The following is a 12,065-nucleotide window of genomic DNA, read 5'->3' on the forward strand; positions in this document are numbered from 1 at the left end:
CGGCGGTGGCGGCCATCGCCGCCGACCCCAGCATCGAGGAAGTGATCCTGTCCGGCGGCGATCCGCTGTCGCTGGCCACGCCGAAGCTGGCCGAACTCACCGAGGCGCTGGCGACGCTGCCGCAACTCAAGCGCCTGCGCATCCACAGCCGCCTGCCGGTGGTGCTGCCCGAGCGCGTCGATGCGCCGTTGCTGGCCTGGCTGCGCACGCTGCCGTGGCCGCTGGCGTTCGTGATCCACGCCAACCACGCCAACGAATTCGATGCCGGCGTGGATGCCGCGCTGGCGCGCCTGCGCGAGGCCGGCGCGCACCTGCTCAACCAGGCGGTGCTGCTGCGCGGGGTCAACGACAGCGTGGAGGCGCTGGCCGCGCTGAGCGAGCGCAGCTTCGCCGCCGGCGTGCTGCCCTACTACCTGCACCAGTTGGACCGGGTGCAGGGCGTGGCCCATTTCGAAGTGGACGATGCTACCGCGCTGGCCCTGCACCAGGCGCTGGCCGCACGCCTGTCCGGTTACTTGGTGCCGAAACTGGTGCGCGAGATTCCCGGCGACAGCGGCAAGCGCCCGCTGCTGCCCTGACCCGCCTGGCCGGGACCGCCGCAGGCACAGCGCACGCCGGCCACGACGCCGCAGCGGCGATCACGCGCTGGCGGGCGGTGCGTCCTCGTTGGCGAGCAGTTGGCGGAATTCCTCCGCGCTGAGCGGTCGGCTGAGCCAGAAGCCCTGCCCCAGTTCGCAACCGCGCTCGCGCAGCAGCTCGAACTGGGTCTCCTGCTCGATGCCCTCGGCGACCACGGTGATGTCCAGCGAATGCGCCATGGCGATGATCGCCGTGGTCAGCGCCAGGTCGTCCGGGTCGCGCTGCAGGTCGGCGACGAAACTCTTGTCGATCTTGACCCCGTCCACCGGCACCTGGCGCAGATGGCTCAGGCCGGAGAAGCCGGTACCGAAGTCGTCCAGCCAGACCTTGACCCCGGTGCGATGCAGCCGCGCCAGCATGCTCGCCGCCTGCAGCTCGTCGCCGATCACCGCGGTCTCGGTCAGCTCCAGATGCAATTGCGCCGCCGGCAGCCCGGACTCGCGCAGGCATTCGGCCACCACTTCGGGCAGATCGCCGCTGCGCAACTGCCGCGGCGAGACGTTGACCGAGACGAACAGGTCGGCGCTGCCGTCGGCGCGCCGCCACTGGGTGGCCTCGCTGCAGGCCGCGCGCAGCACCTTGGGGCCGATGCTTTCGATCAGCCCGCTCTGCTCGGCCACGTCGATGAACACCGTCGGCGAGATCGTGCCCATCGCCGGATGCTGCCAGCGCAGCAGCACCTCGACGCCGACCATGCGCCGGTCCTGGGTGCGGAAGATCGGCTGGTAGGCCAGCTTGAGTTCGTCGCGCTCCCAGGCGCCGCGCAGCTCGTGCTCCATGTGCACGCGCCGCTCCACCGCATAGTCCATCGCGCGGCTGTAGAAGCGGTGGCAGTTCTTGCCGGCCAGCTTGGCCTGGTACATGGCGATGTCGCCGTTCTTCAGCAGCGCCGAGGCGTCCTCGGCATCGCCCGGGTAGACAGTGATGCCGATCGAGGTACCCATGAACACCTCGCGGCCCTGGATCCGCAGCGGCTCGCGCAGCTCCTGCACCAGCCGCTGCGCCAGCGCGGTGGCGACCTTGGCCGCCTGCGCATCCTCCACCAGGATCACGAACTCGTCGCCGCCGAAACGCGCCAGCAGCGCATCGTCGCCGCCCAGTTGCTCCACCGCCAGCTGGATGCGCCGCGCGAACTGCAGCAGGGCTTCATCGCCGGCCTCGTGACCCAGGGTGTCGTTGATCCGCTTGAAATCGTCGATGTCGGCGAACAGGAGCGCCAGCCTGCGCTGCGAGGCGCGCGCCGACAGCATGCGATGGTCCAGCGCCTCGCGGAACGCGAGCCGGTTGGTCAGCCCGGTCAACGCATCGGTGTAGGCCATGTGGCGCACGTCGCGGTCGTGCCGAGCGATCGCCTCGCTCATCCGCCCGAACGCGCGCAGCAGTTCGCTGACCTCGTCGTGGCGGCCGCTGTCGCGGCGCTCCACCGCATAGTTGCCGGCCTCGATCTGGCGTGCGGTCGCCGCCATCCAGCGCAACGGCGCCACCAGCGTGCGCTGCACGTAGACCGCCACCATCGCCGCGGTCAGGCCCAGCGCGGCCAGCAACAGCAGCAACCAGCCGAGATGGCGCTTGCCCAGTGCGCCCAGGCGCTGGTCCAGGTTCTGCCCGGCCTTGCGCTCGTACTCCTGCGCGCGTGTCCAGGACATGCCTACCCGCACCCCGCCCACGCGCTGGTCGCCGATCATGATCGGCATCGACACGTCGAGGAACTCCGGCGACTCCTGCGCCAGCAGGCCTTTGGCGCGGATCGCGGCGTCGGCCATCGGCCCGCGCATGCGCTGCCCGTAGCCCACCAGGTCCTTGCTGCCGTCGTGGATCAGCCGCCCGTCGGCGTCGTAGACCAGCACGTAGGCCACCGCCACATAGCCCAGCGCCCCACGCACCTGCGTGCCGATCGCATCCAGGTCGGAGTAGTACACCGGGTTGGCCAGCGAATCGGCCAGTTGCCGCGCCAGCGATTCGCCGCGGGTGCGCATGCTGCTGTCGAACAGGCTATGGATGGCGTTGCCGCTGAGCGTGCGCACCTCGCGCTGCATCGCCGCCTGGCGCTCCAGCAGCAGGGCCAGGATCGCCATCACCAGCAGCGCAGCCACGCCCATGGCCAGCAGGAACCTGGCCTGCAACCCGAAACGCATGGTCTTCATTCCACTTCCAGCCTCACCCGCGCCACGCCGGCACGCAGGGCATCCAGGCGTTTCTGCGACGCCGGATCGATCGGGTAGAAGCCGGAGGTCCCGAAGAACTGGCGCAGCGCCGCGCGCCCCTGCGGATCGTCGGCGGCGTGCAGCAGCACCTCGCGCAGGCGCGTCTCCACGTCCGTGGGCAGATCGCTGCGCACCATCTCCACCGCGCGCGGATACGGTTCGCTGCGGTAGATCACCCGGAAGTCGCGGCGGAACGCGGGGGGAATGCGGCGATCGTCGTCCCAGTCGAGATTGCTGAACGCCCCGGCATCCACCAGGTGCTTGTGCACGAAGGCGGCGATGTTGAGTTCCGAGCGCGCGAACACGTAACCGACCGTTTCCGCCGAGGGCTGGTCCTTGGTCGAGAGCAGGATCTCCGGATGCAGGCCGCGCTCGAACAGCGTCATCATCGGCACCAGGTAGGCGCTGGTGGACAGCGTGCTCTGCAGCGCCAGCGTGCGCCCCCGCAGATCCGACAGGTCGTGCACCGGCGCGTCATTGCGCACGAAGAATACGGTGTGGTACTGACGCACGCCGTTGCGCTCGGTCAGCAGCAGCGGCTTGGCGCCACCGCGCTGTTCCAGCGCCATCGCGGTGGCAGCGGTCTCGGTGACCCAGTCGACCCGGCCGCGACGCAGGTAACTGCTCATCTGCTGGCTGTCGCGGGCCATCAGGATCTGCCCGGAGGTGATGCCGACCTCGCGCATGCGCGGCACCACGTAGTCCAGCAGCGGCTTGAGTTGCTCGTAATGGGCCTTGGGATTGTCGCTGATGCGCCCCAGCACCAGGACCGAGGGCCGCGCGTGCACGGACGCGGGCCAGCAGATCGCCAGCGCCAGCCACACCACGACCACCCGCCAACGCGAACTGGACAAACCACGATCCCCAAGTAGACCTTGCAAAGCCTAGCCGAAAGCGCATGCCGGTGACAGCGTCACAGAATGGCGCCTGCCGCGCATGCAGTCCGCCCTGGGCGCACGCGTCGGCGCGCGCGCCGCGATGGATGCCTTCGCGCCTTGCCTGGCCTCAGTTTCCGGCCTGCCCGGCGAGTCGCGCCATGCGCTGCGCATCGGACAGCACGCCGCGCAGCAGACGCACCTCCTGCTCGGTCAGCTCGGTGCGCAGGAACAGCCGGCGCAACTTGCGCATCGCCGAATCCGGGGCGCGGCCCTTGTGGAAGTCGATATCGTCCAGGGTCTCGGCCAACTGCCCGAACAGCCCTTCCACCTGTGCGTGGCTGGCCGGTGCCTCGCGAAACCCCGGTGCCGGCGCCGGCGCGGGGGCGGCGCCGCGCAGCTGCGCCAGGCGCAGTTCGTAGGCCAGCACCTGCACCGCCGCGGCCAGATTGAGCGAGCTGAACGCCGGATCGGAAGGAATGTGCACGGCCGCATGGCACAACTGCAGTTCCTCGTTGGTCAGGCCGGTGCGCTCGCGGCCGAACACCAGCGCCACCTCCGCCGGTTCGGCGCTGGTCGCGGTCAGGCGCTGCGCGGCATCGGCCGGCAGCAACTCCTCCAGCGACACGCGGCGGCTGCGCGCGGTGCAGCCCAGCACCAACCGGCAATCGGCCACTGCGTCGGCCAGCGCCGGCAGCACCGGCGCCTGCTGCAACAGATCCTCGGCCCCGGCAGAACGCCGGTAGGCCTCGGTCTCCAACTCGCATTCCGGCGCCACCAGCACCAGCCGCGACAGCCCCATGGTCTTCATCGCGCGCGCCGCCGCGCCGATGTTGCCGGGGTGCTGGGTCCCGACCAGGACGAAGCGGATACGGAGGGAATCGGTCATGGCGGCACGGCAGGCGAAGCGAACGGGGGCGTAGATGGTAAACTGTGCGGCCGGCCTTGGCGCCGGACTGCTCTTTTCCTCCTCCAGACCCACCTCCGCCTTCTCGGGAGCCGTTGCCATGCAAAAACCCGCCGTCACCGTCATGGTCAAGGCCGCCCGCCTCGCCGGCAACGTGCTGTTGCGCCACATCAACCGCCTGGAAGCACTGAACGTGGTGCAGAAGGACCGCATGGATTACGCCAGCGAAGTCGATGCCGATGCGGAAAAGGTGATCGTCAAGGAGTTGCGCCGCGCCTACCCCGACTACGGCGTGATGGGCGAGGAAAGCGGCGTGCAGGGCGGCGGCCGCTACATGTGGGTGATCGACCCGCTCGACGGCACCAGCAACTACCTGCGCGGCTTCCCGCACTACTGCGTGTCGATCGCCCTGGTCGAGAACGGCGAGCCGGTCGACGCGGTGATCTTCGACCCGCTCCGCAACGAACTGTTCACCGCCAGCCGCGGCAACGGCGCCGTGCTCAACGACCGCCGCATCCGTGTCAGCGAGCGCAAGGAACTCAACGGCGCCATGGTCCACACCGGCTTCGCGCCGCGCGAGCGCAAGCGCACCAGCCCCCAGCTCAAGTGCGTGGATGCGCTGCTGGTGCAGGCCGAGGACATCCGTCGCACCGGTTCGGCGGCACTGGATCTGGCCTATGTGGCCTGCGGCCGCAGCGACGCCTACTTCGAAGCCGGCGTGAAGGCCTGGGACATCGCCGCCGGCGTGCTGCTGGTGCGCGAGGCCGGTGGCCGCGTCACCGATTTCAAGGGCGGCACCCTCGGCCGCATCGACGACCGCGGCCCACAGCAGTTCCAGGTGGTCGCCGGCAACCTCAAGGTCGGCGACGCGCTGCAGAAGCTGATCGTCAATACCGGCTTCGCCGGGGAGTTCGACGCGAAGTTCTGAGCGAGGCGACCGGCGCTACGCCGGCGCAGCGACACCGCAACAACAGAAAAGCCGCGCACTCGCGCGGCTTTTTTTATGTCCGTCATCCGCCGATCGGACCGGCGCACGACCTCCGCACAGGTCCTTTCGCAGCATCCGCCTGGCCTCGCGCAGGCCAGCCACCATCCAGGAAATCCCGTCGAACGCAGAACGCACGGGCCGTTTTTCCGTCACACCGCACTCACGCATTGGACGCTGCGCGCTTCACTCCTGCTTGATCGGCGCTTGCGTAGAAAACGGCACACGACGCGCTACGTGCAGGCAAAACGGCATGTGCGATGCGCCCGACGCAATCGGCGAACGCAGCCCTAAAGATCCACGGAACGCGGCCGATACCGATGCGGGTCTTTGCCCGAACTTCCCCGCTGATCCGTGCCTGCATTGCCGTCCCTGCGGCAATGGAGCCGATAGCGCCGCTCTCTCGCATCTTCCGGAGATCTCGCGTGTCCTTCCATCATCTCACCGTCACCAAGCGCCTGGCAATCGGCTTCTGCGGCGTGATCGCCATGTTGTTGCTGGTCGGCATCACCAGCCTGATCGGCTTCCGCAAGTTCACCAGCGCGGCAGCGCTGGACGCGCACACCTACAAGGTCATCACCCTCGGCGACCGCATGCTGGTGAGCCTGCTCAACATCGAGAGCGGCGCGCGCGGCTTCGCCCTGACCCGCGATCCGTCCTACCTGGCGCCACTCGAACTCGGCGAACGCGAGTTCAGCGCACAGTGGCAGGAGTCCAAGCAGCTGACCGCGGACAACGCGGCGCAGCAGGCGCGCCTGCAGACCCTGATGCAGGACTACACGCAGTTCATGACGACCAAGCGCAAGGCGGTCGAGCACATGCGCACCACCGCGGCCGACAGCGACGACGCCCAGCTGGACGCGTTCCGGAGCGTCGGCAAGCAGCAGATGGACGGGTTGCGCGACACGATCGGTCAGTACGAGAACGCCGAGCGCGCCCTGCTGCAGGTGCGCAAGGCCGAGAGCGAGGCGCGCGCGCAGTCGGGCGAATGGACCAGCCTCGGCGGGATGCTGATCGGTATCGTCGCCGCCATCCTGCTCGGCCTGCTGGTCCGCAACAGCCTGATGCGCCAGCTCGGCGGCGAGCCCGCCTACGCAGCCGACGTGGTGCGCCGCATCGCCAGCGGCGACCTGTCGCAGGACGTACGCCTGCGCACCCAGGCGCCGTCGCTGCTCAACGACATGCGGCAGATGCAGGAGGAACTGCGCACGGTGATCCAGGCGCAGACCGAGATGGCCAAGCAGCATGACGCCGGCCGGATCAGCTTCCGCATGGACGAGACACGCTTCCCGGGCGACTACGGGCGCATGGTCCGCGACACCAATGCCCTGGTGCACAGCCATATCTCGGTCAAGCAGCAGCTGATCGCGCTGATGGGCGAGTATGCCGAAGGCGATCTGAGCCGCGACCTGGAGCAGTTCCCGGGCGAGAAGGCGATCCTGACCGAGACCATGGCCAAGGTGAAGCGCAATCTCGGCGCGATCAACGACGAGATCGACCTGCTGGTGCGCGCCGCCGCGCAGGGCGACTTCTCCCGCCGCGGCAATGATCAGCGTTTCCGTCACGCCTTCCGCGGCATGGTCGCGAACCTCAACACGATGATGACGGGCACCGAGACCAATCTGGCGGCGCTGTCGCAGCTGTTGCGCGCGATCGCCGCCGGCGACCTGACCCAGACCATGCAGGGCGAGTTCCACGGCGTGTTCGCGCGGATGCGCGACGACGCCAACGCCACCGTCGCGCAACTGACCGACATGGTCGGCCGCATCCAGCAGGCCGCGGCCAGCATCGACACCGCCGCGGGCGAGATCGCCAGCGGCAACGACGACCTGTCGCGCCGCACCGAGCAGCAGGCCGCCAGCCTGGAGGAAACCGCCGCATCGATGGAGGAACTGACCGCCACGGTGAAGCAGAACGCCGAGCATGCGCGCCAGGCCAACCAGCTGGCCGCCGGCGCGGCCTCCGTGGCCTCGCAGGGCGGCACGGTGGTCGGACAGGTCGTCACCACCATGGACGGCATCGAGGCGGCCTCGAAGAAGATCGCCGACATCATCGGCGTGATCGACGGCATCGCCTTCCAGACCAATATCCTGGCACTCAATGCCGCGGTGGAAGCGGCACGCGCCGGCGAGCAGGGCCGCGGTTTCGCCGTGGTCGCCAGCGAGGTCCGCACCCTCGCCCAGCGCTCGGCCAGCGCGGCCAAGGAGATCAAGACGCTGATCGACGACTCGGTCGAGCGCGTGAACGCAGGTTCGGCGCTGGTCGCCCAGGCCGGCACGACGATGCAGGACATCGTGGCCTCGGTGCAGCGCGTGACCGACATCATGGGCGAGATCGCCGCCGCCTCGCAGGAGCAGTCGGCCGGCATTGAGCAGGTCAACCACACCGTCACCCAGATGGACGAGACCACCCAACAGAACGCCGCCCTGGTCGAGGAAGCCACTGCCGCGGCACGCGCGATGGAGCAGCAGGCCGGCGACCTGGTGGAGATCGTCGGCCAGTTCCAGGTGCGCAGCGAGACCTATCCGATGGTGGCGCAACTGGTGGCCCGCGCCACCGCCAACGCGACGTAGCGCGGACGCCCTGCGCGGCACGCACGCCACGGAGGGGATGGGACCGTCATTGACGGCCCCATCCCACGCACGGCAACCCGGCCGACGTCGCGCTGCACCCACCCGATGCCCCCAGCGTCCGCACAAAGAAAAAGCCGCGCATCCGCGCGGCTTTTTCGTTCGCAGGAGGGAGTGCTTCAGGCCCAGGACGTCACGCTTTCACGAATCTCCAAACCCGGATCCCCACTCCCGGCCCCATCAGGGCCTGCGCGCCAGCGCCTCGACGTCCTTCGACTTCGGCAGCAGGTCCTGCTTGGTGACCTGGAACGGCCCGATCGACAGCAGCGGCACCGCCACGATCACCGAGGACACCACCACCACCACCGCACCGATCATGTGGGTCAGCGCCAGGCCTTCCATCGACTCGCCGCCGTACAGGTACAGCGCCAGCGCCGACAGGAAGAACATCACCGCGGTGATCACCGTACGCGACAAGGTCTGGTTGATCGAGCGGTTCAGCACCTCGATCGGCTCCACGCGCAGGCTGCGGAAGTTCTCACGCACGCGGTCGAACACCACGATGATGTCGTTGATCGCAAAGCCCATCACCGACAGCAGGCCGGCCAGCACGGTCAGGTCGAACTCACGGCCGGTGACCGACACGTAGGCCACCGTCACCAACAGGTCGAACAGCGCGGTCAGGCTGGCCACCACCGCGAACTTCCACTCGAAGCGGAAGGCGATGTAGATCAGGAAGCCGACCAGCATGAACACCGTGGCGTAGACGCCGTTCAAGGCCAGGTCCTTGCCGACCTGCGGGCCGACGAACTCGCCCGGCTTGACCGTGGCCGGGTTCTGCGGCGTGCTCACCGCCTTGCGCACCTGCTCGGCGAGGTTCTTGGTGATGTCCTCGTTGTTGTGCTCGCCCTGCGGCTGCAGGCGGATCACCACCTCGTTGCCGCTGCCGACGTTCTGCACCTGCGCATTCTCGAAGCCGGCCTTGGCCAGCTGCTCGCGCACCTGGTCCACGTCGACCGGCTTCTGGAAGCTGGTCTGCACCAGCGCGCCGCCGGTGAACTCCAGCGCGTAGTTGAAGCCCTTGGTGAAGATCACCGCGAACGAGGCCAGCGCCAGCACCAGCATCAGCACCAGGGTCGGGTGCCGCCAGCGCATGAAGTCGATCTTGGTGTCGTTGGGGATCAGGTGAAGCGGGAAAATTTTCATTGGAGACCGCTCTGCGTTTTTTTGGACCCCGCGCCTGTCGGCGCGGGGACGTGCGGAAGGTGGCGTGCGTGGCTCAGATGGCCACGGACTTGATCTTCTTGCGACGGCCGTAGATCAGCACCGCCAGCGCGCGCGACACGGTGATCGCGGTGAACATCGAGGCGAAGATGCCGATGATCATGGTCAGCGCGAAGCCCTTCAGCGGGCCGGTACCGAACGCGTACAGCGCCACGCCGACGATCAGGCCGGTGAGGTTGGCGTCGAGGATGGTGCCGCCGGCCTTCTCGTAACCGGCCGCGATCGCCGACTTGGGCGGTACGCCCAGCCGCAGTTCTTCGCGGATACGCTCGTTGATCAGCACGTTGGCGTCCACCGACAGGCCCACCGACAGCGCCAGACCGGCGAAGCCCGGCAGGGTCATGGTGGCGCCGAACAGCGACATCACCGAGACCACGATCAGCAGGTTCATCAGCAGCGCGACCGAGGTGATCAGGCCGAACATGCGGTAGTACACGCTGAAGAACACCAGGGTGAACAGGAACGCGTAGACCACCGCGGTGATGCCGCGCTCGACGTTCTCCGCGCCCAGGCTCGGGCCGATCACGTATTCCTCGACGAAGTCCATCGGCGCGGCCAGCGAACCGGCACGCAGCAGCTTGGCCAGGTTCTCGGCCTCGGTCTTCTCCAGGCCGGTGGTCTGGAAGTTCTTGCCGAACACGCCGGCGATCCGGGTCGGCGCCAGCGCCTCCTCGTTGACGCGCACGCTGCGCACTTCCTTGCCGTCGACCATGGTCACGGTGGGGATGCGCTCGATGTAGACCACCGACATCAGCTTGCCGGTATTGGCGCTGGTGTAGTCGAACATGCGCTGGCCGGCGGCGTTGTTGAGCGTGACCGCCACGGCCGGCATGCCGTTCTGGTCGGTGCTGACGGTGGCGTTGACCATCTGGTCGCCGGACACCAGCACGCGCTTGCTCAGCAGCACCGGGGCGCCGCTGTCGCGCAGGCGGTAGACCTTGGCGTCGGGCGGGATGTTGCCGCTGCGCACCGCGTCCTCGGCATTGCCGTCGACCACGCCGCGGAACTCCAGCGTGGCGGTGGCGCCGATCATGCGCTTGGCCTCGGCAGTGTCCTGCACGCCCGGCAGCTCGACCACGATGCGGTCGTCGCCCTGGCGCTGGATGATCGGCTCGGCCACGCCCAGCTGGTTGACGCGGTTACGCAGCGTGGTGAGGTTCTGCTCGATGGCGCCGGCGGCGATCTGCTTCAGCTCGGCCTCGGGCACGGTCACGGCGATGGTCTGCCCGGACACCGCGTAGCTCAGGGTCGGCTGCGCCTTGGCGATGGCCGCGCGCGCGGCGCTGGCATCGACGCCCTCGCCCAGGCTGACCTGGATGCTGTTGTCGGGACGGCGCTCGACCGAGCGGTAGGCCAGACGGTTGTCGCGCAAGGTGGTGCGGATGTCCTCGGCGAAGGCGTCCAGGCGCTTTTCCAGCGCCGCCTTCTGGTCGACCTGCAGGGCGAAGTGCACGCCGCCGACCAGGTCCAGGCCCAGCACCATCGGCTTGCCGCCCAGGCGCGACAGCCAGTCCGGCACGGTCGAGGCCAGGTTCAGCGCCACCGTGTAGTTCTCGCCCACCTGCTGGCGCAGCACGTCGTTGGCACGGGTCTGCGCCTGCAGGTTCGGCAGGCGCACCATCAGGCTGTCGCCTTCCTTGTCGACCAGCTTCGGGGTGATCCCGGCCGTCTTCAGGTCGGCGAGGACCCGCTCGCGCAGGGCGTCGTCGATCTTGCCGCCGCGGCTGGCGGTGATCTGGACCGACGGATCCTTCTGGTACACGTTGGGCAGCGCGTACAACGCGCTCAACGCCAGCACGATCAGGATGAGGACATACTTCCAGCGCGGAAACTCGAGCATTGCGGGACCCCGCACGACGCCACGCCGGCGTCGCGCCTAGCAGTAGGAGAAATGGATCAGGCGGACTTCAGCGTGCCCTTCGGCAGGACATTGCCGACGGCGCCCTTCTGCACGCGGATGCGCACGTTGTCGGCCACTTCGATGGTGATGAAGTTGTCGCCGATGTCGGTGACCACGCCGGCCACGCCGCCGGAGGTGATGACCTCGTCGCCGCGGCCGAGCTTGTCCAGCATCGACTTGTGTTCCTTCTGGCGCTTCATCTGCGGCCGGATCATCACGAAATACATCACCGCGATCAGGATGATGGGCAGCAGGAACATCTGCAGGCCACCACCGGCCGGGGCGGCGCCGCCAGCGGTCTGCGCCTGGGCGACGGGAATCAGGAAATCGAGCGGATTCATCGGGTACGTCCTATGGTTTGGGCAGCCCGACGCCCTGGGGCACGGACCGCTGGTTTGCCTTGCGGCAGCAAGCAGCCGCCGATTATGCCACGATCTTCCTTCACCCTCCGGAACCGCTGCCCTGCCCTTGCGGCACAGGAACGGCGCCATGCGCAGCGGGAAGGGGCCGGCACCGACGGGCGATTCCGATCTGGCGTACGGGGTCCTTGCGGTTGGATCCGGGAGAGGAACAGGGTTCGGCGGTGGCCGGACCCTCGGCTCAACCCCTCCCAAACGGCACGAGGCTTCGCCCGGACCCTCACCCCCGACCCCTCCCTAACAACACGAGGCTGCGCCCGAACCCTCACCCCAACCCCTCTC

At 68.4% G+C, this 12,065-nt stretch carries 8 protein-coding genes and 1 pseudogene; 3 read left to right on the forward strand and 6 right to left on the reverse strand.

Features of this window, described 5'->3' with window-relative positions:
• Positions 1-578 (forward strand): annotated as a pseudogene (locus CEK66_RS18360) (EF-P beta-lysylation protein EpmB); the annotation flags it as partial.
• A 60-nt stretch (positions 579-638) separates the two neighbouring features.
• On the opposite strand, the gene CEK66_RS18365 reads toward CEK66_RS18360, so the two are convergent.
• From CEK66_RS18365 to CEK66_RS18375, 3 genes are all read right to left on the reverse strand, one after another.
• Positions 639-2,783 (reverse strand): EAL domain-containing protein, encoded by a 2,145-nt coding sequence (locus tag CEK66_RS18365; protein WP_152237862.1) that lies wholly within the window; start codon positions 2,781-2,783, stop codon positions 639-641.
• Positions 2,780-3,670 carry a phosphate/phosphite/phosphonate ABC transporter substrate-binding protein gene (locus CEK66_RS18370; protein WP_152237866.1) on the reverse strand — a complete coding sequence of 297 codons (891 nt, stop codon included), beginning with the start codon at positions 3,668-3,670 and terminating at the stop codon, positions 2,780-2,782. Before CEK66_RS18370 ends, CEK66_RS18365 begins: the two co-directional genes overlap by 4 nt.
• A gap of 178 nt (positions 3,671-3,848) precedes the next feature.
• Positions 3,849-4,607: an RNA methyltransferase gene (locus CEK66_RS18375; RefSeq protein WP_017914286.1), complete on the reverse strand. Its 759-nt coding sequence runs from the start codon at positions 4,605-4,607 to the stop codon at positions 3,849-3,851.
• Positions 4,608-4,725: 118 nt separating this feature from the next.
• On the opposite strand from CEK66_RS18375, the gene CEK66_RS18380 reads away from it, so the two are divergent.
• Together CEK66_RS18380 and CEK66_RS18385 are read left to right on the forward strand one after the other, a co-directional pair.
• Positions 4,726-5,553, forward strand: coding sequence for an inositol monophosphatase family protein (locus CEK66_RS18380; protein ID WP_026144017.1), 828 nt, complete (start codon positions 4,726-4,728; stop codon positions 5,551-5,553).
• Positions 5,554-6,035: 482 nt separating this feature from the next.
• Positions 6,036-8,183 (forward strand): methyl-accepting chemotaxis protein, encoded by a 2,148-nt coding sequence (locus CEK66_RS18385; protein WP_152237863.1) that lies wholly within the window; start codon positions 6,036-6,038, stop codon positions 8,181-8,183.
• 237 nt (positions 8,184-8,420) lie between these two features.
• Here CEK66_RS18385 and secF read toward each other — a convergent pair whose 3' ends face one another.
• The 3 genes from secF to yajC all read right to left on the reverse strand — a co-directional run bounded on the left by secF (position 8,421) and on the right by yajC (position 11,705).
• On the reverse strand, positions 8,421-9,386 hold the full coding sequence (gene secF, locus CEK66_RS18390) for a protein translocase subunit SecF (RefSeq protein WP_152237864.1): 966 nt from the start codon (positions 9,384-9,386) through the stop codon (positions 8,421-8,423).
• Positions 9,387-9,459: 73 nt separating this feature from the next.
• Positions 9,460-11,304: a protein translocase subunit SecD gene (secD, locus tag CEK66_RS18395; RefSeq protein WP_152237865.1), complete on the reverse strand. Its 1,845-nt coding sequence runs from the start codon at positions 11,302-11,304 to the stop codon at positions 9,460-9,462.
• Positions 11,305-11,360: 56 nt separating this feature from the next.
• Positions 11,361-11,705 (reverse strand): preprotein translocase subunit YajC, encoded by a 345-nt coding sequence (yajC, locus tag CEK66_RS18400; protein WP_017910689.1) that lies wholly within the window; start codon positions 11,703-11,705, stop codon positions 11,361-11,363.
• Positions 11,706-12,065: the final 360 nt, after the last annotated feature.

It is taken from the genome of Xanthomonas sp. LMG 12460 (genome assembly GCF_009192895.1).
Classification (GTDB): domain Bacteria; phylum Pseudomonadota; class Gammaproteobacteria; order Xanthomonadales; family Xanthomonadaceae; genus Xanthomonas_A; species Xanthomonas_A sontii.